The sequence below is a fragment of the Lacipirellula sp. genome (assembly GCF_965279485.1).
Lineage (GTDB): Bacteria > Planctomycetota > Planctomycetia > Pirellulales > Lacipirellulaceae > Lacipirellula.
In genome coordinates, this window is sequence record NZ_CBDIIC010000002.1 from 300143 (window position 1) to 325479 (window position 25337).

A 25337-nucleotide genomic window follows, 5' to 3' on the forward strand; every position below is an offset into this window, starting at 1 on the left:
TTTCATACCAAGCGACCAAGAATCGGCCTAGACTGATTCGCAGCGAGAGGAGCGCCGGCAACGGACGCTAGCACGCTTAATCCGCGGAAAAACCGCCGCGGCGCTGCTGTTTCTTTTCGGAATTCCGCTGCTTCGATTCAATGCGGCGTTCTACCGACCCGCGCGACGGCCGCGTCTTGATCCGCCGTCGCGGCGGCTGGGCGACCGACAGCAACATCGCCCGCAGGCGGTCGTAACAGGCGGTGAGATTCCGCGGCTGCTCGCGGTGTTCGTCGCTGGCGATGACGATCTCGCCGTCGTTCGTCAGGCGGCTGCCGAAATGCTGCAAGAACCGCTGCCGCACCGCCACGGGCAAACTCGGCGAGTCGACGACCCGCCACCGCAGCACAGCCTTCGAGTTCACCTTGTTGACGTTTTGCCCGCCCGGCCCGGCGCTGCGTGCGTAGGAGATGCCAAATTCAGCGGCCGGAATTTCGATCGCGGCGTTCACAATCAGAGGACGGGCCATCGGCGACTTCTAACTCCGCTCGCCGCCGACAGGCGCCAGCACGCGTTCGAAGAAGTTGAGCGAGTCGCGCAGCAGGTCGTCGTACTCGCTCTCGGGAACATCGCGGCCGGAGAGTTCCACGTCGAAGTCGCCCGTATAACCGGCGTCGACCAGTCCGCGCACGATCTCGGCAATGTGCAACCGCCCCTCGCCGAGCGGTTGGCGATACTGGTCGATCGAATGCGACTCGATCCGATCGCCCAAATGCACGACGCCAATGTGCGGCACAAGCTCCGGCAAGTTTGCCAGCACGGCCTGATCGTGGCCGAAGTGATACGTATCGAACGCCAGCTTCAAGAACGGCGAGCGATAGCTCTCCACCAGCGCGACGGTCGATTCGATGTCGGTTAGAAAGGTCCAGTCGGCGGCGCACGCGGCGTGCATCGGTTCAATCGCGAGCGCCACTTCCACGTCGGCGGCGTAGTCGAGCAATTGATCGAGCGCGCTTCGCAACAGCCGTTCTGCTTGCCGGTAGATATGGAAGTTCCGCCCGCCGGGGTAAATCACGAGACACCCAGCGCCGAGCGCGCCGGCAAGACGAATCGCATGAACCGCATCTTGAATGCTTTCATCCGGCGTCCGGCCGCAACTGCCGGTGAACCCGCCGGCCCACAGCAGGTTCGTCACGCGCAGGCCCGACTCGGCAATCAAGTCGACGCCCGCCTCTTCGCCGAAGTCAGCCAGCTTCTGTCGCCAGACGCCAATCCCTTCGTACCCGGCGGCGACATAGCGACGTACATCCTCCTCCAGCGTCCAACGGAACGTCGTGACTTCATTCATCGACAGCGTGGGCATAACGCGCGATCTCGCGAAGGGCTCTGCACGGGAAAAGGTTGAATCCGTTCGCGCGGCGTTGTGCGTCGCGCTCACCATCTCGATGCCGTGCCGAGTATGCGTCATCATCGCGTCGATGTAAAGCAGTTGACAAGTTCAGTAAATCAGCAGCGCAGCGAAGCTCGGCAACCTGCAATGCAGCCACGCGCAGACGCTTGATTTGAGACAAGCCGCAATCAATCGCGGCGAGTCGCCAGCGGTAAGATTCTCAATGTGTTGGCGCTGATTTTTTGCGGGCCGTCGCCGCTACTATGCGGACGCGCGCGACCGCGCAAAAAAACTCAGACCGCCGCTAGCAAATCGATCAGCGCGCCCGTTCAGCGACCAGCGCCGCAATCGCCCAAAGCCCCCAATTTCCTCGAATTCTGTTGCGAGGGTCGTCGAACCTGATATGGTTTAGGAATCGGGCGGCGAGCGGCGAGAGATGCAGCCGCCCGCAGCGCTCGCTGCACAAAAGATTGGCCGTATGCGTACGGCATTTGCTCATCACTCCGATCGGCGTCGACTCACGCGCTTTCCAGGCGCACTTCCAGGAGAGGAAGGTAGCTCGTCCGATGACTGTACGTCTCCTCATCGCCGATGACCACGATGTGATCCGGGCTGGGCTCCGCAGCCTCCTCCACGATGTGCGCGAGATCGAAATCATCGGCGACGCCCCCGATGGCGATGAAGCAATTCGCCTCGCCCGCCGCTTCCGGCCTGACGTGGTGCTGCTCGACGTTCGCATGCCGGGAGTCGACGGCCTCGGCGTCCTCAGCCAGTTGCGAGCGGAGTTGCCGGGCTCGTCGATCGTGATGTTTAGCTCGTACGACAACCCAACGTACATCGCCCGCGCCGTGGCGCTCGGCGCTGCAGGCTATTTGGTGAAGAGCGCTAGCCGCGACGAAATCATTGCGGCGATCCATCGTGCTGCTGCCGGCGACATGCTTTGGTCGCGCGAGGGATTGCGCCGCGTCGCCGGGGCGCTCTCCACGCCGCGGGCGACGATCGACTTCGACGCCCCGCTAACTCGCCGCGAGAGCGAAGTCCTCCGGCAACTCGCGCTTGGTTTGAGCAACAAAGAAATCGCCCAGGCGCTCGACATCAGCTACGAGACGGTGAAGGAGCACGTGCAGCACATCTTGCGCAAGCTTGGCGTCGCCGATCGTACCCAAGCGGCCGTCTGGGCAGTCCGCAAAGGGATCGCGTAACGCGTCCCCTACCCCCGGGCTCCGCCCGGGGGTCGCTCTCCATTCCGGCCGGGCGTAGCCCCGCGTGACGCCACCCCCGGGCTATAGCGCCGCCGAGCCCGTCTCGCCAGTCCGCACGCGAATCACCTCCGCCAAATCCGTGACGAAAATCTTGCCGTCGCCGACTTGGCCGGTTTTCGCTGCTGAAACGATCGCCGTCACCGCCTTCGGACTCAATTCCGACGCCACGGCGAGTTCGATCTTCACCTTCGGCACGAAATCGACGCGATACTCCGTGCCGCGATACGTTTCGGTATGCCCCCGTTGCCGGCCGAAGCCCCGTACTTCCGTAACGGTCATTCCCTGCAAGCCGAGGTTGAGCAGGGCCTGCTTCACGTCATCCAGCTTGTGGAGACGCACAATCGCTTCAATTTTCTTCATCACGTGAGCCAATCCAATGTTGCCGATCGCGGGGAGAGCGAGCGAACCGAGCAGGCCGCCGCATCAATTATATCCCGCCGGTTCCGTCGAGGCTGCTGGAATGGCTTTTCTGGATGATTCGCCGCAAAAATCGGCCCTACGGACAAAAAAGAGGGGCCGCGTCCGTAGTTTGGAATCACGAACGGGCCCCTCAATAGTAGCTGTCGCTCAGGTCGACGGCGTCGTCAGCGGCTAGATCGCCGCCGCGCCGGTTTCGCCGGTGCGGACGCGGACGACTTCCGCCAAGTTGCTGACGAAGATCTTGCCGTCGCCGACCTGGCCGGTCTTGGCGGCGGTGACGATCGCCGAAATCGCCTTGTCGAGCAGTTCGTCGCCGACGACGATTTCGATTTTCACCTTCGGCACAAAGTCGACGGTGTACTCCGTCCCCCGGTACGTTTCCGTGTGACCGCGTTGCCGGCCGAAGCCGCGGACTTCAGTAATCGTCATCCCTTGGAAACCAATGGCGATCAAGGCTTCTTTCACCTCGTCGACCTTATGGTGACGCACGATGGCTTCAATTTTCTTCATAGTGAAATGTCCCTAACGAGAGAACATGTGGATTGGTGGAAAAGTTGCGAGCTTCGAGTTGCGAGTAACGAGCGGGGAAGAATCTTGTTGACTTTTCCCCAACTCGAAACTCGCTCCTCGCAACTCATAACTCTTAGGTGAAGATGTAACCTTCTTCGCCGTGCTGGCTCTGATCGAGGCCGATCACTTCGCCTTGCTCGCTGACGCGGAGGCCCATCACCACGTCGATCACCTTCAGGATGATGAAGGTGCCGACGATGCTGAAGATCCACGTGATGACGACGGCCACGACCTGGCCCTTCAACACGCTGCCCCCTTCGAGCATGCCGAGCTTCTCGCCGGCGCCGATGTCCCACGCAGCGCGGGTGGCGAAGACGCCCGTCAGGATGGCGCCCAAGGTGCCGCCGACGCCGTGCACGCCGAACGCATCAAGCGAGTCGTCGTAGCCCATCATCGGCTTCAACTTGGCACACGCGAAGGCACAGACAAAGCCGCCGGCCAGGCCCATGAGGATCGCAGGCATGACGTTGACGAACCCGGCGGCCGGCGTGATGCAGACCAAGCCGGCGACGGCGCCCGAGGCGGCGCCAAGCACCGTCGGCTTGCCGTGAGTCAACCAATCGAACAACACCCACGCCAGCAGGCCCGCGGCCGCCGAGAAGTGAGTCGTCGCAAACGCACTGGCGGCCAACTCATCGCTCGCCAATTCGCTGCCGGCGTTGAAGCCGAACCAACCGCACCACAGCATCGCGGCGCCGAGCACCGTGTAGGTGAGGTTGTGCGGACGCATATCGTCGTGACCGAAGCCCTTACGCTTGCCGAGGACCAAGGCGCAGATCAAGGCCGAAACGCCCGAGCTGATGTGCACCACGGTGCCGCCGGCAAAGTCGAGGGCGCCGCCGGCAATCGCATGAGGCGAGTTGTAGGCCAAGATACCGCCGTCCCACACCCAGTGGCACAAGGGGCAGTAGATCAACGTCCCCCACAGAATCGAGAACACCACCATCGAGCTGAACTTCATCCGCTCGGCGAAGGCGCCGCAGATCAGGGCCGGGGTGATGATGAAGAACATCCCCTGGAACAACATGTGAACGAGCGTCGGCATCGTGGCCGAGAACATCGGCGTCGACGGGGCGCCCGCCGATTCATCCCACACGCGCTCGACGTTCTTCATGAGCAAGAATTCGCCGTTGCCGATGTACTTCTCAGCTCCGCCGAAGGCGAGGCTGTAGCCATAGAGCGCCCACAGGACCGTCATCAGGCCCATCAAGAAGATGCATTGCATCATGACGCCGAGGACGTTCTTCTTGCGAACCAGACCGCCGTAGAACATCGCGAGGCCCGGGGCCGTCATGAACAGCACGAGCACGCAGCTCGTCAGCATCCACGCGATGTGGCCGGGAAGAGCGGCGGCGTCAACCTTGCCGGCGACGCCTTCGAGGGTCAGCGGCTCTTCGGCAGCTTCTTCTTCCGCGGCAGCTTCCTCTTCGGCGCCTTCGGTGGCCGCCGGATCTTGGGCAGCCGTCGCCGCCGGTTCTGCAGGCTCGGCCGCTTCTTCAACGACGGCCGCTTCTTCCTCAACGACCTCAGCCTCTTGAGCCCAAGTCGTTTGCGGCGCCGTAGCGACTAGCGAGACCAATAGCAGCAGGGACAGTGCTCCCCACCACGGTCCTCGCATCTGAGACCAGTGGTTCAGACAACCCATTGCGACACTCCCACAGAACAGAGGAAAGGATGCTCACGCCAGCGACGTCGCTGGGATGTAAACGAGCCGAACCCTCGACGGAAAGCCAATGGGCCATCCGACGCGGCGAGACCGCGCAATGTAGAACGAGGCGATTCTGGAGAGTTTTCCGACGACGCGAGCGCGCCGCTCCCCAAGTAACGCAAGGTCCCCTTCGAGAGTCCGCCTGGACGCTTTTTCGAGGTCTCTATCCGGCATTCGCTGCCGATCTATTTCGACACCCCCGTGATAGCAACGGGCGTGCCAGCGCTACGAGCGACAGCGTAATCCATCGCGCAAGTCATTACCTAGCAAGGATTAAAACGCCGCCATTTCAGCCCGCTGGACCGACTGAACCGCAGAGGTTGCCCCATCCCTAGGCACGCCGTGCGCAGCTTCTGCTCAAAACCACAGCGTCGCGTGCGCAATTCCAGGGAGCGGCCCTCAAACCCCAAATTGCCCAATCAAAAATCTCGTCATTTCGTTGTCGAAACTGGGCCACCCGTTTCGCTAGGGTAGCGCCATCTACAACCCGCGTTTCCAGCAATCCGCGCGGTGGCGTCGCATACCCGAATCTCGTCCAAATGGGGAAAACTCCAATGTCAACGACCGGCCGCCCGCGTTCACTCGACGAAACCAAACGCCGCGAAGTCGTCGCGCTCATCAGCGTCGGCCTCGGATTACAAGACGCCGCCCGCTACGTCGGCTGCTCAGTAAGCACGCTCCGCCGCGAAATGCAGCGAAACGCCGACTTCCGCCAGGATGTCCGCAGTGCGGAAATTCGCTCACAAATCGACGCCCTCCGCGCGATGCGCGCCGCCTCGGCGACGCACTGGCGAGCGGCCGCATGGTTCCTGGAACGGGCTAATCCCCGCCGCTTCGCCCGCCCGAGCCTGCGAGCGTTTAACTCCGACGAAATACAAACGGTGCTCGACGACGTCATCACCGCCGCGGTCGACGAGATTGACGATGTGGAAGTTCGGCAGCGCGTCGTCCGACGACTCGCCATGGCCGGCAACCTCGCCGCACGAGCGCTCGACACCGACGCCGCTCATCGCCTCGACGCCGTCTTGCCCGCGCGCAAGACGGCCGGCGAGCGCGAGATCGACGCCGTGCTCAAAGAAATCGACGACCGTTCCGAAGAGTCCCGCCGCATCCTCCGCCGCGGCGCCGCCTAATCGTCACCCCCAAAAAACCGCCGCCGGCGGCGGCGGGCATTTTGAAACATTCCACGCACACCAAAAACGCAAAAGTCGCCGTTCGCGCGAAACACAAACAGCGATAAACGCCTAGATTTGTCGAACAGAAGCATGTTCGCCAAATTCCGCTCTCCGACTTTTGCACCGAATTAATGGGGCCCCCCCGTAACCACGCAAAATTCAAAACTCAAAAAACCCGTTAAACGACGCATCGTACCCCGCCTTTCAGCAAGAACTGCCAAATGCAAAACTCAACCGCTAAGGACGCCAAGGAATACGGGCTGACGCATTTCCTTGGCGCTCTTGGCGTCCTTGGCGGTTCAACAACAGACAACTGACAACGGACAACCAACCACTCTATAATCGCCGCATGTCGACCTTCGAATTCCCCGACCTGCCGTCGCAGTTTCGCCAGTTACTCGGCAAGTGTCGCGATCTATACGTTTCCAGCGGTGAACTGGCGGTCCGTGAAAATCCGCAGCAACTCGAAGGCTCGGCCGAGCAATTCGTGCAGCTGATGGACGACCTCCATCGCGCCCTGCTAGTGAAAGTGTTCGTCAGCGTCTGCCAATGCGATCGCCGCTGGAGCACGCAGGAAGAATTCCTCGCGGAAGTCTTAGTCTTCCACCTGTGGGATCAGTGGCTGTCGGGCGACGACTTGCGCGACGCGCTCGTCGAAATGTCGGACAAGGCGATGGAGCTAAAGTGGTACGCGCTGGTCCGCCCGTTCGACCAGATCGCAGCGCTCCGCAATCGCGTCGGCGAGTTGGAAGCGTTTGTCGTCCGCCTCGCCAATCTGGTGGCCCGCGCCGACGGTCCAATCCAAGAAGTCGAAGCGGCCCAGATTAAGTCGATTCAAGAGGAACTGAGCCGCCACCTCCGCCCAATTCCCATCGACGAACCGAGCGAACATGCCGCCGCCGATCACGCCGGCCCGCAGGCGATCGAGAAGGTCTTCGACACGCGCAGCCAACTCCCCCCGCTCAAAGCGCCAGCGCCATCGCCAGACATCCCCAAACTCCCCGATGCCCCGTCAGCGGGGTCGCGCGAGCGGAGCGCTGCGCCCTCCACCGGCAAAGAAAAACTCCCCGCCGCGAAAGTAGCTGCCGCCGAAGCTCAGCCGGAGAAAACTCCCGCCGAGCGACTCGCCACCGCCATGGCGGAGCTTGACAAACTGATTGGCCTCGCCCAGATCAAAGAGGAAGTCCGCACGCTCGCCAACTTTCTCAAAGTGCAGGCGAAGCGGACTGAAGCCGGCTTGCCGACCACCGAGCTCACGCTCCACATGGTCTTTAACGGCAACCCCGGCACCGGCAAGACGACCGTCGCGCGCATCGTCGGCAATATTTTCGGCGCGATGGGCATCCTCAAGAAGGGGCACCTCATCGAGACCGATCGCAGCGGCATGGTCGCCGAATACGCCGGCCAAACCGGCCCGAAGAGCCACAAGAAAATCGACGAAGCCCTAGACGGCGTGCTGTTCATCGACGAAGCCTACACGCTCATCGCCGTCGACAGCGAAGATCCCTACGGCCACGAAGCGGTGCAGACGCTGCTGAAGCGAATGGAAGACAACCGCGACCGACTTGTCGTGATCCTCGCCGGCTATCCCGACGAGATGGAGCGGCTGCTGCAGTCGAATCCCGGCCTCTCGTCGCGATTCAGCCGGCAGCTGGAGTTCGTCGACTACACGCCGCTCGAGCTTTCGAGCATCTTCGGCATGATGTGCGACAAGAGCCAGTACAAACTGTGCGCGGCGACGCGAGCCAAGGCAATCGTCGGGCTCACATGGCTCCACGAGCATCGCGATCGCCACTTCGGCAACGGCCGCACGGCCCGCAACTTGTTTGAACTGGCGATCCGCCGACAGGCGAATCGCATTGCAGAAATTGCCGAGCTGACCGTCGAACAACTCTCGACGCTCGACGCGGCCGACGTGGAATTCGAAGATTGCCCGCCCGAAGCCCTCGCGCCGCTCGCCGATGAAAAACTGCGGTTCCACATCGAATGCCCTGCGTGCGAGCACGGTAAAGACGTTCCGCAGAAGTTCCTCGGCCAGAAAGTCCGCTGCCCAAAGTGCAAACAAGAATTCGACGCGGCGTGGGGCGAGATCGTCTATGCCAGCGCAAGCGACCAGTCGAACGATGAAGCCGTTACTGAAAAATCGTAGAGTGGTTCAACTCAGCGGTAAAAGTTCGCCGCTGCCCCAGCATCCTTCGTGGAGTCTTCGCTTCTTAGAGCCTTCGTGGTTCGCTTCAAAACCCACGCCCGTTGGTGAACCCGCGATTCGGAAACGGCGGCCGCCCCGTCGCTTGCCGCGATTCCTGCCGCACGGGCCCGCGTCGTTCAACGCCGCGACCGGCGCTCTGCTCCATCGCAGCGCCCGCCACCTCGGTCAATACCTTGAGCAACACCATCGAAATATCGCCCGCGGGGAAGTTGGGCATCTGCGGGCCGCGCTGCTCCTGCCACGTCGGTGCGAATCGCTGATTGCTCTGCAGCGTCGCCCATACCTGCTGCGCGTCGACGCGACCGGCGACGTACTGCTCGACGAGATCGTCCGCGTCGAGCAGCAGCGGAAACGTCGACCGCTGCGAATCGAACTCCGCCTGACGGAAGCGTTGCAGCACCTCCTGCAAGCCGTTGAGCCGCTGGTCCCAGGCGGCTCGCGCTTTGCCGAGTTCCGCGCCGCGTCCTTCGGCCGCTTCGAGTCGATCGCCGATTTGCGCGACTTCCGCCACCATCGAATCGTCTTCGCGCTCGGGCGTGCTTTGCGAGTGCCGTTCCAAGCGAGCCTCTGGCAGACGTTCCAAAAACGCCTTCATGCGGCTGATCGCCCGCTCGTAAAACTCGTTCTGCCGCCCCTCGAGCTGCGCGAGTTGTTGCTGCAGTTCCGTCAGCAAATTCTGCGTCGCCGCCACCACGGTCACCAAGTGATCGCGGTCCGCTCCCAGCTGTTGGCCGTTGCGCATCACCTCGGTCAGCCCGATTTCATCGCTGACGCGATCTTCGATCGCTTCGACCTGCTGCATCAGTTCGTTGAAGCTGTCGCGCCGCCGCGTCACCTCCTGCTTCATCAACTCGGGCGTCGTCCGCAGGAAGTCGTACCCGCGCCGCGCCGATTGGAAGTCGATCAACTTCGCGATCCAACCGTCGACGCGCCGCGTGAGCCCCTGCGACTGGTACTTCCCGGTGCCGTAGCCGGCGTCGTAGAGATACTTGAATAGCCGGCTTCCCTCGTACGAAGGAAGCTTCGTTTTCGCCTCGGCCTGAACGTCGGCGACGCGGCGTTCGTTGCGGTTGAGTTCTTGCTCGGTCTCAAGCGCCCGCTGCGAGAGCGTCGTGAACTCTTCAGTCCCGCGGAGCCGCTCGGCGAGCAACTCCTCCAAACGTTCGCGTTCCGCTACCTTGACGTTGAGTTCGTCGGTAACGCGATCAAGCTCCGCGTCTTCATGCTCAACTTGACGCTGCGCGCCGGCCGCTTGGTCGTGCAGATCCTGCTGCCGGCGTTGCTTCTCCGCGAGCAGTCCGAGCAGTTCGTCGCGAACCTCGACGAACGAACCTTGAATCGTTTCCAGCTTCAGGTCGGGCAGGTAATGCCGCGCCAGCGCCAGCAGCGTCTCGCTCCGCTGCGAGAGCAGCTCGCTCATCTCGGCATCGAGCTCCCGCACGCCGTCGGCGTGGGTGCTCAGCCGCTGGCGAATTTGCTCAACCGCCCGCTCCAGCGATCGGCCAACGGTACGTCCCGATCGAACGTTCATTTCCATGAGGTGATCTGCCCCCGTCGTTCGATCGGCTCGTCGTCCGCACCGCGCAGCTGGACCTCGACCTCGCGAGTCCCGCGCTGCTTGCGACCAAATTCGCGCTCGTCGAGCACGCCGTCTTTCTGCTTGTCGCGATACAACCGGTCGAACACCTTCTTCGGCACTTGCTCTCCCCACCGACTGACCATTTCAACTCGATCAGTCTCGCGGTTGCGAATCGGCACGCTCACCGGCTGGTTCTGCTCGTCGAGCGCATCGACGAAGACGAAATACCCAGAAGTCCGCGTCCCCTCGTCGTCGGTCCACAGCCGTTCGGTCGCCGATTGCTCGCCGGGAGCGTTGACGATGAACAGCCCATACTCCAGTTCAAGCAAAGCTTGCAGCTCCTGCAACTCCTTCGTCGCGGCGGCGATCTTCTTGCCGTCGCCTTGTTCGTGGGCGGCGACCGCCATCGTAGAGAGCCGCTCCGCCTCGGCCGTAGCCGCGGGGTCGGTGCTGAGCTTGTTGATCGCCGAGGCTAGCCGCTGCGATTCGCTAAGCTGCGCGTCTAGGTCCGACTGTTGCTGTTCGGTGACGTACCGTGTCCGCGCCTCGCCTGGCAAAACGCCCGTGAACACTAGCCCCCACACGAGCGCCGCGGCGCCAGCGAGCGCCACGACCGCCGCCGTGAGATACTTGCGGAGGACCCAACAGTGAGCCAAAAACTTCGAGAAGCTGGCCGGCGGATCGCGGAACTCGTGCAGCCGTTCGTAATACTGCTCGACGGCCGCATCGATCTCGGCCGGCGTCACGGGATCGCCGTTGAGCTTCGCCGCTTCGAGCAAGCGGTCGCGGAGCGCCGCCTTGATCTCGTCGATGTTGAGCTGCTGCTCGACGAGCGTCCGTTCCTTGCGGAGCGTCGCGGCGACGTCCATGATCCGCGTCATCTCCGCGAGGCTCAACCGCTCGCCCGCCGGCAACCCGTCAGAGTCGATCGTCGACTGCGACGGCGCCTCGGCGGTTTGCGTTGCTTGCGAGTTGGCCATGGCAGAAGAAGGGTTCAGAGGTCGGAATGCAGGGTTCAGTATGGGATTGAAAGAGGGTGCGTTAAATCGGAGATGGCTGGGACTCAGATCTGCGTTTTCTCTGAACCCCCAACCCCAACGCCTGAACTCTCCGTCGCTGTCGAAAGTGTGCCAATCGTGCTAAGCTGGCTGGTCAATTTACCAAACGCCGCGGGCCGCGTCGAATCGCCGTCGTCGCCCTGCGATTGCTTCTCCACTCCTAACGCGCGAGGGAATCCGATGGGCCGTCAAGCCACTCAAGAGCAGCCCGCTCCCAAGAAGTCTGCCGGCGGTTCCGCCTCGGGGAAGCAAACGCAGACTTATCTCGACAAGGCCGTCGACGTACTGGAAAAGTTCGGCCTGAAGAGCGGCGAGGAGGTGCCGGCGGAGCTCATTCGTCTACTCGAAGAAGTCCGCCACGTCGACGAAGCCCGGGCGCTCGCGATCGCCAACACGATCAAATACATGAGCACCTTCAATCAACTGGTGCGCGACAACGTCGAGAACATCAACGTCGGCAATCGCTACCTCGAAATCAGCCAGATGTTCGACTCGATCCGCGAAGATTCGAAGACGCTGATCGCCCAACTCGACGACGGCAAGATTGGCTTCTCCGAGAAGATGGCGAATCTTTGGATGCGAATCCAGCGAGGCTCGCCCAGCGCCCGCTTCGAGAAGATCGTCGACGTTTACAAGGACGTCTGCAAAGACACCAAAGATCAGCTCGAGCGGGAAGACGCCATCATGGATGGCTACATCGACTTCCGCTTCGCGCTGAAGGAAGCTGAGATCCTCTCCCGCGAGCTGCTTGAGAAGCAAGTGCCGAGTCTGGAAAAGGCCAAGGCGGCCCTCGCCGAGGCGCAAAAAGCGGTCGATGAGTACAAGGGAGGCGATGAAAGCCAACAGTCGCGGCTAGAACTAACGCGCGACGAAGCCCGCAACAACTTCCAGACGGAAGATCGCACCTACCAGTTGCTGAAAGACATCGCTGAGAACTTGTCGATCGGCTACGACGTTGGCGAAACGCTCGTCACGAAGCTCAAGCAGACGCACGATGTGAAGGACCAGGTTTATCGCCGTGCCGTAACGTTCTTCACCACGAACGAGCACGTCTTCACGATCCTTGGCACGGTCTACACGTCGCAGCAAGGGCTGCATGAAGCAACCCAAGCGACCGAGGCGATGAAGACGGGCGTCAACAAAAGCCTCGAAGACGTCGCCGATCTCGGTCGCGAGTTGGAGAAGGCGGCGCTCAAGGCGGGCTACGGCTCGACGATCAGCCCGGCGTCGCTGGAAAAGTTGGTGACGGCGATCAGCGACTACCAGGTCGAATCGCTTCGCATGATCGCCGAACTGCGGCAAGAAAGCGAAGCCAACGCTCGCGAGATTCGCCGGGTCGTCGAGAATGGCAAGAAGGTCTATCAGGAAACGCTCGGCAAGTTCGCGCGCGGCGACGCCGGAACGAAGTGATAAGTCAGATCAGCGACGCATGAAGACGTGGAACAAGCTATTCACTGAGCTCGCCAAGTGGGCCGCCCGCACTACCGGTCGGCCGACGACGTTCATTCTCGCGGCGCTGACGATTGTCGTCTGGGCCGTCACCGGGCCGATCTTCGGTTACAACGAAACCTGGCAACTGGTGATCAACACCGGCACGACGATCATCACGTTCCTGATGATCTTCCTAATTCAGAACACGCAGAACCGCGACACCGCGGCGATCCAAATCAAGCTCGACGAACTCATTCGCGCGATGGAGGGCGCCCACAACGCGCTACTCGATCTGGAAGAACTGGAAGACCACGACCTCGAACGGCTGCGGAACGACTACGAAGACCTCGCTGCGGAAGCGCGGAAGGATCTGGCCGCCGGGAAGTCTGACGGCGAGATTCGTCAAATGAAGTCGCGGCAAACCGACTGCGACGAGGAAGGACGTTTGAAATGACTCAACTCCCGCGTGCGTTCCAGACGCTGCCGCGCGTAGCGTTGGCGAAGTTGCCGACGCCGATCGATGAGCTCGCCAAGCTCTCGCAAGCGCTCGGCGGGCCGCAGTTGCTGGTGAAGCGGGACGATCTCACCGGCCTCGCCACCGGCGGTAACAAAACGCGGAAGCTCGAGTTCCTGATTGCCGACGCATTGAAGAAAAATGCCGACTGCGTCATTACCGCTGGCGGGCCGCAATCGAATCACTGCCGCCAGACGGCGGCCGCAGCGGCGATCGCTGGGCTCGATTGCTACCTCGTGCTCGGCGGTTCGCCGCAGCCGCCGATTGGCAACCTGCTGCTCGATCAGCTGCTCGGCGCCACAGTCCACTGGGCCCCGCGGCCGCACCGCAACTCCCGCATGAGCGAACTCGCCGCCGCGATGGAGGCGGATGGCCGTCGCCCGTACGTCATTCCGGTGGGCGGGTCGAACTCCGTCGGCGCTCTCGGCTACGTCGCTGCGATGTTCGAATTCGTCGCGCAGCTCGCAGAGCAGGGGAGGCGCGTCGATCGCATCTTCTTCGCCACGAGTTCCGGCGGCACCCAGGCGGGGCTCGTGCTGGGCGCTAGGCTCGCCGGTTTTGCGGGGCGCGTCACGGCAATCAGCATCGACCAAACGCCTGACGAATCATCCGACGAGAAATTCCTCTCGGAAGTCTGCCGCGTGGCGAACGGCGCCGCAGAACTATTGGGCGTCGAAGAACGGCTCGCCGTGAGCGACTTCGACACCGACTACGGCTATCTCGGCGACGGCTACGGCGTTGTTGGCGAGTTGGAGCGCGAGACGATCAAGCTCGTCGCCCGCACGGAAGGCCTACTCGTCGGCCCCGTCTACACGGCACGGGCGCTGGGGGCGATGCTCGATCAAATTCGCCGCGGGGCGTTCGCAGCAAACGAAACGTGGCTCTTCTGGCACACGGGCGACGAGACGGCGCTGCACGCTTACGCCGAAGCGCTGACGGGCTGAATATCCGATCAAGAACTGCTACATCGAAATGACGTCGGCCGGATCGCGCAAGCGATAGCCAATGCCGCGGACCGTCTGCACGAGATCGGCGTAGCGTCCCATCTTCTTCCGGAGCGCGCGAATATGAACGTCGATCGTCCGCTCCAACACGATGGCGTCGTCGCCGAGTGCCACGTCGATCAGTTCCGCACGGCTAAACGCCCGCCCCGGTTGCCGCACGAGCGCGGTGAGCAACCCGAACTCGCTCGGCGTGAGATCCAGCGGCCGATCGCCCGCGGTCGCCCGATGGCGGCGGCGATCGATCATGATCCCTTGGCTCACGATGACGTCGCGGTCGCCGGTCCCTTGCTCCTTGCGGCGGAGCAGGGCGTTGATCCGCTGCAGCAGCACCTTCACGCTAAACGGCTTGCTGACGTAATCGTCGGCGCCAACCGAGAAGCCGATCAACTCGTCCGACTCTTCCGAGCGTGCGGTGAGCATCAGAACCAGAAGACCCGCGGTGGCGGGATCGGCGCGAAGCAGCCGGCAGACCTCGAGCCCCTCGATCATCGGGAGCATCAGGTCGAGCACGACCAGGTCGGGGCAGCGAAGTCGAATCTCGCGCAGCCCTTGCTGTCCGTCGCGGGCGACCTGCACGTCGTACCCTTCCTGGCTGAGATTGTACTCCAGAACTTCCGCCAACGAGGCGTCGTCCTCGACGATCAAAATGCGAGCTTTGGCCATGCTGCGAGAGCTGTAACCTGCCGGCCGCGCAAGCGCCGTGAAGTCGGTCGGCAACGAACGTTCGTTGCTAGGCGACCAGTGGCGCGGGCGAACCGTTTCAGTAGGGAATGCCGTCATGGCGGTGTCGGGCGATGTCCCCGTCCACGAGGTAAATCACGTCCTCGGCGATGTTCGTCGCGTGATCAGCGATCCGCTCAACGTGTCGCGAGGCAGAATAAAAGTGAAACGCCGGTTCGATGTCGCTGGGATTCGACTCGATGAGCGCTTGCACGTCGGAGATGACTTGGCGGTTGAGTTCGTCGACGACGTCGTCGCGATTGCAGACGTCGCGAGCGAGCTCAACGTCTAGCCGCACGAACGAATCGAGCGCGTCGCGGACCATCGAGATCGCCGACTCGGCCATTTTGTCGAGATTGGCCGGCATCTGGAAATCGGGGTACAGCGACAGGCTGTGGGTCCGCTCGCCGATGTTCACCGCCAGGTCGGCGATCCGCTCGAGGTCGCCGTTGATCTTCAGCACCGTTGCCACGCGCCGCAGGTCGACGGCCACGGGCTGATGGAGCGCCAGAATCTTCAGGCACTCTTCTTCGATTTCGACTTCGCGGTAGTTGACCGTCTCTTCGCTGGCGAGCACCTCTTGCACGATATCGACGCGCAGTTCACGCAGCGACTGGCACGCGCGGAACACCATCTGCTCGACGACCGACGATTGATTGAGCAGATTCTGCTCAAGAGATTCAAGATCACGCTGCAGATGCATCGACATACGAACAATCCCGAAAACACGCCGCCAAACTAGATTATGAACAACGATGCGGACATTTCAACGATCAACCAAACCGACCAGTGATATATTCTTCCGTCTGCTTCTGTCGCGGCTTCGTGAAGAGGTCGGTCGTGGCGCCTGCCTCAACCAATCGTCCTTCGTAGAAGAACGCCGTTTGGTCGGAGACGCGAGCCGCCTGCTGCATGTTGTGGGTCACGATGACGATCGTGTAGGTGTCCTTCAACTCGAAGATCAAGTCTTCGATGCGAGCAGTGCTCTTCGGATCGAGAGCCGACGCAGGCTCGTCCATCAGCAGCACGTCGGGGTCGGTCGCCAGCGCCCGGGCGATGCAAAGACGCTGCTGCTGGCCGCCTGAAAGGCGGAGCGCCGACTGGTCGAGGCGATCGGAAACTTCTTCCCACAGTGCCGAGCGGCGCAACGACTGCTCGACAATCCCGTCCAGGATGCTGCGCTGCTTGACCCCCGCCACGCGCGGGCCGTAAGCGACGTTCTCGTAGATCGACTTGGGGAACGGGTTGGACTTCTGAAACACCATGCCGACCCGCTTCCGCAACTCGACGACGTCGGTGCGCGGGCGGTAGATGTCGATGTCTTCCAGCAGGATGGTCCCCTCGACGCGGGTCCCTTCGATCATGTCGTTCATGCGGTTGAGGCACCGCAGGAACGTGCTCTTGCCGCAGCCCGACGGGCCGATGAGGGCCGTCACGCAGTTCTGCGGCATCCGCAGCGAAATGTCGTGGAGCGCCTGATGGCTGCCGTAATAGAAGTTGACGTTGGTAGCGACCACCTTCTGCGGTCGCTCCAGAAAATCGTCGGCCGGGCGCATGTCTGCCACCGTGTTGAGGCGCGGCGTCACAGGACGCGTGTTGCGGGCGGGAGGGCTGGCTTCCGTCATCATCGCTATCTCGCCTGAGGGCATCGGCGGGCGCGTCCTCACGCCGTCGACGATGTGTTTCGTGCGGCCGAATCCGACGGCCGACGAGCTTTCAATTTCAAACTTCTATGTTCAACGTTACCAATGAATCCGCTTGCTGAAGCGATACCGCAGATAGACCGCGGTGGCATTCAGGCAAATGAGCAGCGCCAACAGCACAATGATCCCCGCCGCGGCGACGTGAATCCGGAAATCGTCGTTGGCGTTCTCCGTCCAATTATAAATCTGCAGCGGCAAGGCGGTGAAACTGTCGTTCAGCCCCTGCGGCGTAAACATCACGAACCCGGCGGCGCCAATGGCAACCAGCGGCGCCGCTTCGCCCAGGGCCCGCGACAGCGCCAGGATGACGCCGGTCATGATGCCCGGTAAGGCCGCCGGTAGCAGCTGATGCCAAACGGTTTGCCACCGCGTCGCCCCCAATGCATACGACGCTTGGCGAATCGTGTTCGGCACGGCCCGCAGCGCCTCTTGGGAAGCGAGAATCACAATTGGCAGCACTACTAGCGTGAGGGTGAGCGCCCCGGCCAGGACGCCGGCGCCCATTTGCATGCCGCGAACGAACAGGCCCAAACCGAGGATGCCGTACACGATCGACGGAACGCCCGCGAGGTTGGCGATATTGGTCTGCACTATGCCTCGCCATCGACTCCGCTGAGCGTACTCCTCAAGGTAAACCGCGGCCCCCACTCCGATCGGAACGGCGAAGAGCGTGGTCAATCCGATCAGATAGAGGCTGCCGACTAGCGCGGCTTTGACGCCTGCTTTGTGAGGCGACAACTGCGAGTCGAAGTTGGTAAGAAACTGCCAGTCGAGCCAGCCCCAAGCGAAGCTCAGCATCTGCCACATCAGCAGCCCGAGAATCGCGACGCTCGAAAACGCACACGCGGCACAGGCGTACGCAAACAGCTGCGAAGCGAGCTTGGCGTAAGGGCGGCCATTGCGAGGAAGATTGCTCATTCGTACTGCTCCCGCATCCGCTTGAGAATCCATTGTGCGAGAACGTTGAGGGCCAACGTCAGCAGGAACAACGTGAGGCCGACGGCGAAAATCGTTTGGTAGCCAAGCGTTCCTTGCGGATTGTCGCCTTTGCTCGTTTCGACGATATAGGCGGTCATCGTTTGGATGCTGTCGAGCGGATTGAGCGTCATTTGCGGCCGTTTGCCGGCGGCGAGGGCGACGGCCATCGTTTCGCCGACGGCGCGGGCGATCGCCAGGATGAACGACGCCATGATGCCCGATAAAGCAGCGGGGAGAATGACCCCGATCGTCACATCAAGCTTAGTGGCGCCCAGCGCGTAAGCTCCTTCGCGGAGCGACCGCGGTACCGACCGCAGCGTATCTTCACTCAGCGAGACGATCATCGGCAGAATCATGATCGCGACGACGATGCTCGCGTTGAGTGCGTTGAAGATGTCGGCGCTCGGGAAGATCGTGCGCACGATCGGCGAGACAAAGACGATGGCGAGGTAACCGAACACAACCGACGGAATGCCGGCGAGGATTTCGAGGATCGGTTTCAGGATGTCACGCATCCGCGGCGAGGCGTACTCGCTCAGATAGATGGCCGCGCCGAGGCCGAGCGGAATCGCAATGATCGCCGACCCGCCTGCGACGAGCACAGTGCCGCAGAAGAGGGGCAGAATGCCAAATTGCGGCGGATTCGAATGGGGCGTCCATGTCGTCCCGGTGAGGAACTCGACGATCGAAACGTTGCCGAAGAACTGCAGCGATTCGACGAGCAGAATCAGCACGATTCCGACAGTCGTGAAGACGGAAGCCGCCGCGCACAGCCACAGGGCCGTGTGCATGACGAGCTCCATCCAACGGCGCTGCCCCTTCGGAGCAGTCAGATCAGCGGCGTGAGTGACGACGACGGCCATGTGCTAGTCGATGGGAACTCGCGGTGGATGCGTTACTTCGCTGCGACGGCTTGGGGGACCGCTGCGTCGAGCGTCTCGACGTTCTGCTTCATGATCTCGTCCGTCACCGGCACGTAGCCGACCTGCGGCGAAACTTTGTTCGTCTCGGCGAGGTAGTAGCGCAGGTACTTCACGACGCCGGGATTCTCCAGCGCGTCTTTGCGAACGTAAACGTAGAGGGGGCGAGCCAGCGGTTTGTACGAGCCGTTGCGAACCGTCTCGGCGGTTGGCGTCACGGGCCCATTACCAGAATCGACCGGCAGCAACTTGAGCTTGTCGGTGTTGGCCGCATAGTAGCCGAGGCCAAAGTAGCCGAGCGAGCCTTTGTCGCCAGCCACGCCCTGCACGAGGGCATTGTCGCTCTCGCTGGGGGAGTAATCTTGCCGCGAGCTTTTCGCCTCGCCGTTAATCACTTCCGTGAAGTAGTCGTAGGTGCCCGAATCGGTGCCGGGGCCGTAGAGTTCTAACTCCACGTCGGGCCAATCAGGATTCACGTCGCTCCACTTCATCACCGACGTCGCCGCTTCGGCCCGCCAGATCGTCTTCAACTGCTCGGTGGTGATCGAGTCGCACCAATCGTTGGCCGGGTTCACCACCACAGCGAGGCCGTCGAAGGCAACTTCGAGCTTGATGAAGTCGATGCCGTTCTTCTTGCAAGCTGCAGCCTCGGCTTCGGTGATCGGCCGCGAGGCGTCGCAGATGTGGATTTCACCCGCGGCGAACTTCTTGAACCCGCCGCCGGTGCCAGCTTGGCTGACCACGACCTTCACGTCGGGATTCACCTCGTTGAACTCTTCGGCAATCGCCGCCGAGAGAAGGAAAACGGTGCTCGAGCCGTCGATGCTGACGACGTTCGTGCGGCCGCAACCGCAGGAGGCCAGCAGGGCCAACGCGAAGGGGATCAGCGGCATCCGCTTGGCCACTGAACTGAGGGAGTTTCGAACCGTTTGATTCATGCTATCGCCGCCAGGACTCGATCGGCGAGTCGCCAATCGCAGGTCTGAGCAGTCTAGCCGTCGAAAATGAAGGAAATGTGAAGATCGCGCTAACATCACCTCGTTGGAGGGTGCGGTTAGCCGTTGGCCGCCGGGAGCCTCACCGTAAAGGTACTGCCACGGCCGACTTCGCTCGACACCTCGATGCTACCCCCCATCGCTTGGGTCAGGTGTTTGACGATCGCCAAACCCAACCCAGTCCCCCCAAGCTCTCGCGAACGGGCTTTATCGACCCGGTAGAACCGTTCGAAGAGCCGACTGTGGTGCTCGGCGGGAATACCCGGGCCGGTGTCGGTCACCTCGCAGAGGACCACCGCGCCGTCGACTCGTCCGCTCACCGTTACGCGGCCGCCGGCAGGCGTGTATTTCACCGCATTGTCGATCAGGTTATTGAGGATCTGCCGCAGGGCCTCCTCGTCGGCCCGCACCATCACCGCGGAATCGGTGAACCGGTTCTCCAGGATCACCTCTTTCGAGGCGGCCTGGCGTTCGTGATCGACGACGGTCCGCTGGACGACGCGCGCCAGCGGCACGTTCGTCAATTCGAGGGGCGCCTGGCTCGACTCGATCCGAGCCAGACTGAGCATATCCATGATGAGTTGGTGCAGCCGACTCGCCTGCTCGTCGATCCGTTCCAAGAATCGCTGCCCGTGGATCGGGTCTTTCAGCGCCCCGCCGAGGAGCGTTTCGGTATACGCCTTGATCGAGCTGAGCGGCGTCTTCAGCTCGTGCGACACGTTGGCAATAAATTGCTGCCGCATCTGCTCTAGCCGCTTTACTTCGCTGACGTCACGAAGCACCACGACGACGCCCGGCAGCGGGTCGCCGGGCAGGGGGGTGGCAAGCACGTCGAAAATTCGCTGCGATTTGCCGCGCCATGTGATCTCGCCGCTGCTCGGCCGGCGGCTACGGAGCGCTTGCTGAACCACCGCCCGCAACTCGTGGCTGCGCACCGCCTCGAGCAGCGGATGCCCTTCGACGCGGGACGCATCGAAACCAAGGGCGCGAGCGGCCGAGGCATTCGCGAACAGCACCTTCTCGGAACGGTCGACGGCGATGACGCTCTCGGTCATCGCTTCCAATACCGTCGTCTGCGTTTGGCTTGTGCTGCGGAGCTGCACTTCGCGTTGCGCGAGACGGCGGCCGACTTCGTTCAGCGACGCCGCGAGCTTCGTGAGTTCGTCGTGTTTGCCAGCGGGCATCGGCATCCGCTGTTCGTAACGGCCAGCCGCCAGGGCCTCGGCCGTCTGCGCCAGCGAACGCAGCGGGTCGGTCAGCCGCGCGGCTACCCAGTAGGCAACGACCGCGGCGGCAACGGCGAGCAGCCCGCCAATCGTCCAGACCCAGCGGTTCAGGCCGTCGACCTCGGCCAACATCGGCGCCGTCGGAATCGCAGCACGGACGACGCCGATTGGCTCGCCGTCGCGGTCGACCCGTTTGGCGTAGTACCGATAGCGGGAGCCAATCGTGGGACTCGTCCGCCGCGCGACCCCATCGCCATTCTTGAGCGCCGCGACGATCTCGGTCCGATCGGCGTGGTTTTCCAACGCCTCGACCGCGGGAACGTCTTTGAGTTCCGAGTCAGCCAGCACGACGCCGTCGGGCGCCACGAGCGTCAGCCGCACGCCGGTCGCCGCGCCGAGGCGGCGCAATTCCGCTTGAATGGGCGCGTCGGGAGCAGTCGGCCAGCGCGGCGCCAGAAGCTCAGCCGCGGCGGTGGCGGACGACTCAATCCGCTCCGATTGCTCGCGTTCGAGGAGTGCTTCGTACGCGTTCGAGAAGAGCCACGTCAGCAGCAAGATGGCCGTGACGCTCAGCAGGGCGAAGGCGAGCAGCAGCTTCCAAAACAGCCCCGAGCGCGGGAACGGCGGCTGAACTTCGCGTTGAGGGCTGATCGGTTCCAAGCGAGATGCGCGCCGGGCGGGTTCAATGTGACGAACATTCCGCGGCCCGTCGCCGCAGATTCGTGACATTGTGAATCATCGCCCCGAATAAGCAATGCCGGCTTTAGGTGTAGCGCACGTCGCGGAATTGGGGTTCGAAGAAGGCGGGCAGCAAGCCGTCGACCCGCAGCAGCCCCGCGCGGGTCAAATCGACGCGGTTCTCGCTGAGCACTGCGTAGCCGTCACCGACGTACTCGTTCCAGGCGTCGCGCCATTCGTCGAAAATGTCGACGCCGTATTTCTTCTGGAAGTACGCCCCGTCGAGGTAACCCTTCTTCAACTGCAGAATCAGTTCGCGAATGAGCGCCTGCCGCGGCGAGATACGCAGGGCGCGATTGAGCGGCAACTTCCCTTCCTCGAGCGAACCGCAGTACTGCTCCCACTCGGCCAAGTTCTGGTAGTGAACGCCCGAGATATGGCCAAAGCTGGCGATGCCGGTCGCCAACAGATCGCTGCCGCGCCACAGGTTGTCGCGGTAGCTGAAGTTCACCCGCTCGGGATGCTTCACCAGCGTGTAGGCGCTAGAGACCGAGTAGCCCGCCGCCATGAACTGGTCGAACGCGTAGTCGACCCAGCCGCGCTTCGTCGGCCAATCGGCGACCGGCGTCTCGATCTGATTGCCGAGGATGTCTTTCGAATAAACCGTGTTGAACGGCAACTCCATCTGATAGATCGTGACGCTGTCGGGCTCCAGTTCGAGCGCCTTGCTCACCGTCTCGCGCCACTTGTCGTCACTGTCGCCGACCATGCCGGAGATGAGATCGATGTTGACGTTCGGGAAACCGGCAGCCTTAATCCAAGGCCACGCGCGATAAATCTCATGCGACTCGTGAGCGCGACCATTCTCGCGGAGAATCGCGTCGTCGAAGTGTTCGACGCCGAGGCTGAGCCGTGTCACGCCAAGTTCACGCAAGGCGTGTACCTTTGGTTCGCTGAGCGTGCCGGGCTCGCACTCGAAGGTGACTTCTTCCGCTTTATCCCAACGGATGTTCGCTTGCAGGCGATCGACGAGCCGGCGAAGTTGCTTCTCGCTGAGAAACGAAGGCGTGCCGCCGCCGAAGTAGACGAAGCGGAACGGCCGGTCGCCCATCGCGGGGACTTTGCTGACGAGTTCAATCTCGCGCGATAGCGCCGAGACGTAACGCTCGATTTGATCGGCGTGCTTGTCGGTGAAGACCTTGAAGTAACAGAACTTGCACCGCTTCCGGCAAAATGGAATGTGCAAGTAAAGTCCCAGCGGCACATCGGCCGACGGGGCCTCAAGCGCAGCCCGCACCTCGCCCACTTGGTCGGTCGACCATTGCGAGAAGGGGGGGTAGTTGCTGATGAAGTAGCTGCCGACTTCGGTTTTGGTGGCTTCAGCGGTCATGGGAATATTGTAGCAGGGTTTGAGCGGAGGCGAGGGAGCGTCCGTTGTCAGTGGTCCGTCGTCAGTTGCTAAGAAAGTGGGAAACCGAACCAGCGACAACAGCCACTGACTACTGACCACGAACTACTGACACGCTCATTTAGTCGCTCCAATACAGTAGAGCGTGCCGTCATCGTTGCCGATGACGACTTTTCCGTCGCTCACAGCGGGCGAGGCCGTGAAGCGGCCGCCGACTTCGGCGTTCCAAACTTCCTTGCCGCTCGACAGTTCGACCGCCTGCAGGCGACCGCGAACGGTCCCGAAGAACACGAGTTCGCCCGCGATGATCGGCGAGCTCTCAGCACGGCTCTTCAGCGGCACGTCCCACTGCGGCTTCCCGGTGGCGGGATCGAGCGCGACCATCCGCTTGTCGTGCGTGCCGAGCACGATCGATTTGTCGGTTGCGGCGGCCGCGTGGATCTCTTCGCCTTGCCCTTTGTGACCGTAGGTCCACAAGCTTTCGAGCGGCTTGATCGTCATCCCATGAAAGACGCCGCCCGCGGTGCAGAAGAAGACGCGATCGCCGACCACCGCCGGCATACCATCCGCTGGGCCGCCAATGTCGATGTTCTCCACTCCTTCGCCGGTGTTGACGTCGACGAGGTGGAGCTTGCCATCGCAGCCAGCCACGAGCACCCGCTCGGCCACGACCGTCGGCCAACAGCGCAGCGGCTGGTCGATGGTGAACCGCCAGCGGACTGCGCCGCTCGCCGCATCGACTGCGATCAGTTCGCCGGAGTCGCCGGCAATCAGCACTAGGCCCTCGTGGACATTGGGCGCCGCGTAGAGCGAGGTATCGCTGTTGAATTCCCAGACTTGCGAGCCGTCTTCGATCTTCAAACAGCGGACAATGCCGTTGTAGTCAACGCAGTAGATTTTGCCGTCGACTACCGCGGAGCCGGCGACGAAGCCAGTGTCCTCAAACTTCTTTTTCCAGACGCTGGAGCCGTCGCTCAGCTTCACCGCGTGGAACGTTCCATCGACGTCGCCGACATAAACGACGCCGTCGACAATCGACGCGGTCGCTTCGAATCCTGAATCCTCAGCGTTGTAAGTCCAGGCAACGTCGAAAGGGGAGGGGAGCGCGGCAGAGGCTACGCCGGTAGCATTGGCATCGCCGCGAACGAGCGGCCAGTCGGCATGCACCTGCTCGACAGCCAACGCGAGCAGCACCGCAATTACCGCGATCGCTGAACGACGCAGGCGCGGCGGGCGGCAATGTTCAATACGCTTGCTCATACAACCGCCTAAAATCGTCGGTCGACATCGCGACAGGATTGAACGTACCAGTCCACTGCTTCGTCGCATCGGCGGCAAGTTCGGGCAGCCGGGCGAAGTCGACGCCTTGGTCCTGCAGTCGCGTCGCGAGGCCCGCCTTCGCCGCAGCGTCGGCGAGGAACTGCGCAAGGCCGTCGGCCCCGGCGCGTTGGTCGGGAGTATTGCGATCGAACGCCGTGGCCAGCACGAGATCGTGATACTGCGGCTCGACTTCGGGGTCGGCGCCGTTATGCCGCACCACGTGCGGTAGCATCAGCGCGACCGCGTCGCCGTGCGTGACGCCGTACTCGGCCGTGAGCGGATTGGCGAGCGCGTGCGCGGCGCCGAGCATCGAGTTCTCGATCGCAAGCCCCGCCAAACAAGCGCCGAGTTGCATCTCGCCGCGAGCTTCGAGGTTGTCGGGTTCCGAGATTGTGCGCAGAAAGTTCGGTGCCAAGTGCCGCCAAGCTTCACGGCTAAACGCCTGCGATAACGGCGTGCGAACCTTCGTGACGGCCGTTTCGACCGCGTGGGCGAGTGCGTCGAATCCGGTGAGCGCCGTCACGCGCGACGGCTGCGTCGTCGTGAGCGCCGGATCGAGCAGCGCGATGCGAAACGCAGCCTGCTTGTCGCCGCACGCCATCTTCACGTGCGTCTCGGCGTCGGAAATGAGGGCGAACGACTGCGTCTCGCTGCCGGTTCCCGCCGTGGTCGGCACGGCGATCATCGGCAGTAGCGGGCCCGTCGCTTTGCCGACGCCCCAGTAGTCCTGGATCCGCCCGCCGCACGAATAGATGAAGTTAATCCCCTTGGCGCAGTCCATGCTGCTGCCGCCGCCGAGGCCGATGATGCAGTCGGGCTTGAACTGCTGGGCGATCGCAACGCCGTCGGCTACGTGGTTGGTATTTGGGTTCTCGGCGAACCCTTCGAAGACGCACGTCTGCAAGCCGGCCGCATGGAGCGCGTCGACGCCGCGCTGGGTATGGCCGGCGCTGACGACGCCGGGATCGCTGACGACCAGCACGCGCGACGCTTCGAGCGATTTGGTCAACTCGCCCAGTTCGTCGATGCGACCGGCGCCAAAGACGATCCGCGTCGGCAGGCGGAAATCAAACGGCGTCATGAACTAACC

At 62.4% G+C, this 25337-nt stretch carries 23 protein-coding genes; 6 read left to right on the top strand and 17 right to left on the bottom strand.

What is annotated here, in order from left to right; translation table 11 throughout:
- Nucleotides 1-76 precede the first annotated feature (76 nt).
- Nucleotides 77-508, bottom strand: a complete 432-nt coding sequence (arfB, locus tag ACQY7R_RS08700; protein ID WP_428305218.1) for an alternative ribosome rescue aminoacyl-tRNA hydrolase ArfB — start codon at nucleotides 506-508, stop codon at nucleotides 77-79.
- A gap of 9 nt (nucleotides 509-517) precedes the next feature.
- On the bottom strand, nucleotides 518-1342 hold the full coding sequence (locus ACQY7R_RS08705) for a sugar phosphate isomerase/epimerase family protein (RefSeq protein WP_428305219.1): 825 nt from the start codon (nucleotides 1340-1342) through the stop codon (nucleotides 518-520).
- Between the two features lie 593 nt (nucleotides 1343-1935).
- Between ACQY7R_RS08705 and ACQY7R_RS08710 the strand changes: the two genes are divergently transcribed.
- Nucleotides 1936-2571, top strand: a complete 636-nt coding sequence (locus tag ACQY7R_RS08710; protein ID WP_428305220.1) for a response regulator — start codon at nucleotides 1936-1938, stop codon at nucleotides 2569-2571.
- An 81-nt stretch (nucleotides 2572-2652) separates the two neighbouring features.
- On the opposite strand, the gene ACQY7R_RS08715 is transcribed toward ACQY7R_RS08710, so the two are convergent.
- The 3 genes from ACQY7R_RS08715 to ACQY7R_RS08725 all read right to left on the bottom strand — a co-directional run bounded on the left by ACQY7R_RS08715 (nucleotide 2653) and on the right by ACQY7R_RS08725 (nucleotide 5266).
- On the bottom strand, nucleotides 2653-2991 hold the full coding sequence (locus ACQY7R_RS08715) for a P-II family nitrogen regulator (protein ID WP_428308885.1): 339 nt from the start codon (nucleotides 2989-2991) through the stop codon (nucleotides 2653-2655).
- A 231-nt stretch (nucleotides 2992-3222) separates the two neighbouring features.
- A complete protein-coding gene (locus ACQY7R_RS08720; protein ID WP_152099629.1) occupies nucleotides 3223-3561 on the bottom strand; it encodes a P-II family nitrogen regulator in 339 nt (112 codons plus the stop codon).
- A gap of 133 nt (nucleotides 3562-3694) precedes the next feature.
- Nucleotides 3695-5266, bottom strand: a complete 1572-nt coding sequence (locus tag ACQY7R_RS08725) for an ammonium transporter (RefSeq protein WP_428305221.1) — start codon at nucleotides 5264-5266, stop codon at nucleotides 3695-3697.
- Nucleotides 5267-5883: 617 nt separating this feature from the next.
- On the opposite strand from ACQY7R_RS08725, the gene ACQY7R_RS08730 reads away from it, so the two are divergent.
- Together ACQY7R_RS08730 and ACQY7R_RS08735 are read left to right on the top strand one after the other, a co-directional pair.
- Nucleotides 5884-6462: a helix-turn-helix domain-containing protein gene (locus ACQY7R_RS08730; RefSeq protein WP_428305222.1), complete on the top strand. Its 579-nt coding sequence runs from the start codon at nucleotides 5884-5886 to the stop codon at nucleotides 6460-6462.
- A gap of 391 nt (nucleotides 6463-6853) precedes the next feature.
- Nucleotides 6854-8653 (top strand): AAA family ATPase, encoded by a 1800-nt coding sequence (locus tag ACQY7R_RS08735; RefSeq protein WP_428305223.1) that lies wholly within the window; start codon nucleotides 6854-6856, stop codon nucleotides 8651-8653.
- A gap of 85 nt (nucleotides 8654-8738) precedes the next feature.
- On the opposite strand, the gene ACQY7R_RS08740 is transcribed toward ACQY7R_RS08735, so the two are convergent.
- Nucleotides 8739-10244 carry a hypothetical protein gene (locus ACQY7R_RS08740; protein ID WP_428305224.1) on the bottom strand — a complete coding sequence of 502 codons (1506 nt, stop codon included), beginning with the start codon at nucleotides 10242-10244 and terminating at the stop codon, nucleotides 8739-8741.
- On the bottom strand, nucleotides 10241-11272 hold the full coding sequence (locus ACQY7R_RS08745; RefSeq protein WP_428305225.1) for a DUF6384 family protein: 1032 nt from the start codon (nucleotides 11270-11272) through the stop codon (nucleotides 10241-10243). Before ACQY7R_RS08745 ends, ACQY7R_RS08740 begins: the two co-directional genes overlap by 4 nt.
- A gap of 258 nt (nucleotides 11273-11530) precedes the next feature.
- On the opposite strand from ACQY7R_RS08745, the gene ACQY7R_RS08750 reads away from it, so the two are divergent.
- Genes ACQY7R_RS08750 through ACQY7R_RS08760 form a run of 3 tightly spaced genes read left to right on the top strand, consistent with a single transcriptional unit; the run spans nucleotide 11531 to nucleotide 14239 of the window.
- Nucleotides 11531-12760 carry a cell surface protein gene (locus ACQY7R_RS08750; RefSeq protein ID WP_428305226.1) on the top strand — a complete coding sequence of 410 codons (1230 nt, stop codon included), beginning with the start codon at nucleotides 11531-11533 and terminating at the stop codon, nucleotides 12758-12760.
- A 19-nt stretch (nucleotides 12761-12779) separates the two neighbouring features.
- On the top strand, nucleotides 12780-13235 hold the full coding sequence (locus ACQY7R_RS08755; RefSeq protein ID WP_152099635.1) for a low affinity iron permease family protein: 456 nt from the start codon (nucleotides 12780-12782) through the stop codon (nucleotides 13233-13235).
- Nucleotides 13232-14239 (top strand): D-cysteine desulfhydrase family protein, encoded by a 1008-nt coding sequence (locus ACQY7R_RS08760; protein WP_428305227.1) that lies wholly within the window; start codon nucleotides 13232-13234, stop codon nucleotides 14237-14239. The genes ACQY7R_RS08755 and ACQY7R_RS08760 overlap by 4 nt, the downstream gene beginning before the upstream one ends.
- Before the next feature lie 18 nt (nucleotides 14240-14257).
- Here ACQY7R_RS08760 and ACQY7R_RS08765 read toward each other — a convergent pair whose 3' ends face one another.
- The 10 genes from ACQY7R_RS08765 to ACQY7R_RS08810 all read right to left on the bottom strand — a co-directional run bounded on the left by ACQY7R_RS08765 (nucleotide 14258) and on the right by ACQY7R_RS08810 (nucleotide 25328).
- Nucleotides 14258-15079: a response regulator gene (locus ACQY7R_RS08765; protein ID WP_428305228.1), complete on the bottom strand. Its 822-nt coding sequence runs from the start codon at nucleotides 15077-15079 to the stop codon at nucleotides 14258-14260.
- Entirely contained in the window at nucleotides 15060-15728 is a 669-nt protein-coding gene (gene phoU / locus ACQY7R_RS08770) for a phosphate signaling complex protein PhoU (RefSeq protein WP_152099637.1), read from the bottom strand. Before phoU ends, ACQY7R_RS08765 begins: the two co-directional genes overlap by 20 nt.
- Before the next feature lie 64 nt (nucleotides 15729-15792).
- On the bottom strand, nucleotides 15793-16647 hold the full coding sequence (gene pstB, locus ACQY7R_RS08775; RefSeq protein WP_428305229.1) for a phosphate ABC transporter ATP-binding protein PstB: 855 nt from the start codon (nucleotides 16645-16647) through the stop codon (nucleotides 15793-15795).
- Between the two features lie 114 nt (nucleotides 16648-16761).
- Entirely contained in the window at nucleotides 16762-17640 is an 879-nt protein-coding gene (pstA, locus tag ACQY7R_RS08780; protein WP_428305230.1) for a phosphate ABC transporter permease PstA, read from the bottom strand.
- Complete coding sequence (gene pstC, locus ACQY7R_RS08785; protein WP_428305231.1) at nucleotides 17637-18563, bottom strand: phosphate ABC transporter permease subunit PstC; 927 nt, start codon at nucleotides 18561-18563, stop codon at nucleotides 17637-17639. The genes pstA and pstC overlap by 4 nt, the downstream gene beginning before the upstream one ends.
- A gap of 32 nt (nucleotides 18564-18595) precedes the next feature.
- Nucleotides 18596-19558, bottom strand: coding sequence for a PstS family phosphate ABC transporter substrate-binding protein (locus tag ACQY7R_RS08790; RefSeq protein WP_428305232.1), 963 nt, complete (start codon nucleotides 19556-19558; stop codon nucleotides 18596-18598).
- A 116-nt stretch (nucleotides 19559-19674) separates the two neighbouring features.
- Entirely contained in the window at nucleotides 19675-21570 is a 1896-nt protein-coding gene (gene pnpS, locus ACQY7R_RS08795; protein ID WP_428305233.1) for a two-component system histidine kinase PnpS, read from the bottom strand.
- A gap of 34 nt (nucleotides 21571-21604) precedes the next feature.
- Complete coding sequence (locus tag ACQY7R_RS08800) at nucleotides 21605-22909, bottom strand: coproporphyrinogen-III oxidase family protein (RefSeq protein ID WP_428305234.1); 1305 nt, start codon at nucleotides 22907-22909, stop codon at nucleotides 21605-21607.
- Nucleotides 22910-23044: 135 nt separating this feature from the next.
- On the bottom strand, nucleotides 23045-24187 hold the full coding sequence (locus tag ACQY7R_RS08805) for a PQQ-binding-like beta-propeller repeat protein (RefSeq protein WP_428305235.1): 1143 nt from the start codon (nucleotides 24185-24187) through the stop codon (nucleotides 23045-23047).
- The gene (locus ACQY7R_RS08810; protein WP_428305236.1) at nucleotides 24171-25328 is read right to left on the bottom strand and encodes an iron-containing alcohol dehydrogenase family protein; all 1158 of its coding nucleotides are present in this window, start codon (nucleotides 25326-25328) and stop codon (nucleotides 24171-24173) included. Before ACQY7R_RS08810 ends, ACQY7R_RS08805 begins: the two co-directional genes overlap by 17 nt.
- Nucleotides 25329-25337 lie beyond the last annotated feature (9 nt).

What these genes read in the sequence shown, in the direction of transcription:
- ACQY7R_RS08755 (WP_152099635.1), top strand. Translation starts at nt 12,780, where the DNA reads ATGAAGACGTGGAACAAGCTATTCACTGAGCTCGCCAAGTGGGCCGCC.
- pstC (WP_428305231.1), bottom strand. Translation starts at nt 18,563, where the DNA reads ATGGCCGTCGTCGTCACTCACGCCGCTGATCTGACTGCTCCGAAGGGG.
- ACQY7R_RS08745 (WP_428305225.1), bottom strand. Translation starts at nt 11,272, where the DNA reads ATGGCCAACTCGCAAGCAACGCAAACCGCCGAGGCGCCGTCGCAGTCG.
- pstA (WP_428305230.1), bottom strand. Translation starts at nt 17,640, where the DNA reads ATGAGCAATCTTCCTCGCAATGGCCGCCCTTACGCCAAGCTCGCTTCG.
- ACQY7R_RS08725 (WP_428305221.1), bottom strand. Translation starts at nt 5,266, where the DNA reads ATGGGTTGTCTGAACCACTGGTCTCAGATGCGAGGACCGTGGTGGGGA.
- ACQY7R_RS08735 (WP_428305223.1), top strand. Translation starts at nt 6,854, where the DNA reads ATGTCGACCTTCGAATTCCCCGACCTGCCGTCGCAGTTTCGCCAGTTA.
- arfB (WP_428305218.1), bottom strand. Translation starts at nt 508, where the DNA reads ATGGCCCGTCCTCTGATTGTGAACGCCGCGATCGAAATTCCGGCCGCT.
- ACQY7R_RS08710 (WP_428305220.1), top strand. Translation starts at nt 1,936, where the DNA reads ATGACTGTACGTCTCCTCATCGCCGATGACCACGATGTGATCCGGGCT.
- ACQY7R_RS08765 (WP_428305228.1), bottom strand. Translation starts at nt 15,079, where the DNA reads ATGACGGCATTCCCTACTGAAACGGTTCGCCCGCGCCACTGGTCGCCT.
- ACQY7R_RS08750 (WP_428305226.1), top strand. Translation starts at nt 11,531, where the DNA reads ATGGGCCGTCAAGCCACTCAAGAGCAGCCCGCTCCCAAGAAGTCTGCC.
- ACQY7R_RS08800 (WP_428305234.1), bottom strand. Translation starts at nt 22,909, where the DNA reads ATGACCGCTGAAGCCACCAAAACCGAAGTCGGCAGCTACTTCATCAGC.
- pnpS (WP_428305233.1), bottom strand. Translation starts at nt 21,570, where the DNA reads ATGTCACGAATCTGCGGCGACGGGCCGCGGAATGTTCGTCACATTGAA.
- ACQY7R_RS08790 (WP_428305232.1), bottom strand. Translation starts at nt 19,558, where the DNA reads ATGAATCAAACGGTTCGAAACTCCCTCAGTTCAGTGGCCAAGCGGATG.
- ACQY7R_RS08760 (WP_428305227.1), top strand. Translation starts at nt 13,232, where the DNA reads ATGACTCAACTCCCGCGTGCGTTCCAGACGCTGCCGCGCGTAGCGTTG.
- pstB (WP_428305229.1), bottom strand. Translation starts at nt 16,647, where the DNA reads ATGATGACGGAAGCCAGCCCTCCCGCCCGCAACACGCGTCCTGTGACG.
- ACQY7R_RS08805 (WP_428305235.1), bottom strand. Translation starts at nt 24,187, where the DNA reads ATGAGCAAGCGTATTGAACATTGCCGCCCGCCGCGCCTGCGTCGTTCA.
- ACQY7R_RS08715 (WP_428308885.1), bottom strand. Translation starts at nt 2,991, where the DNA reads ATGAAGAAAATTGAAGCGATTGTGCGTCTCCACAAGCTGGATGACGTG.
- ACQY7R_RS08730 (WP_428305222.1), top strand. Translation starts at nt 5,884, where the DNA reads ATGTCAACGACCGGCCGCCCGCGTTCACTCGACGAAACCAAACGCCGC.
- ACQY7R_RS08720 (WP_152099629.1), bottom strand. Translation starts at nt 3,561, where the DNA reads ATGAAGAAAATTGAAGCCATCGTGCGTCACCATAAGGTCGACGAGGTG.
- ACQY7R_RS08740 (WP_428305224.1), bottom strand. Translation starts at nt 10,244, where the DNA reads ATGAACGTTCGATCGGGACGTACCGTTGGCCGATCGCTGGAGCGGGCG.
- ACQY7R_RS08705 (WP_428305219.1), bottom strand. Translation starts at nt 1,342, where the DNA reads ATGCCCACGCTGTCGATGAATGAAGTCACGACGTTCCGTTGGACGCTG.
- phoU (WP_152099637.1), bottom strand. Translation starts at nt 15,728, where the DNA reads ATGTCGATGCATCTGCAGCGTGATCTTGAATCTCTTGAGCAGAATCTG.
- ACQY7R_RS08810 (WP_428305236.1), bottom strand. Translation starts at nt 25,328, where the DNA reads ATGACGCCGTTTGATTTCCGCCTGCCGACGCGGATCGTCTTTGGCGCC.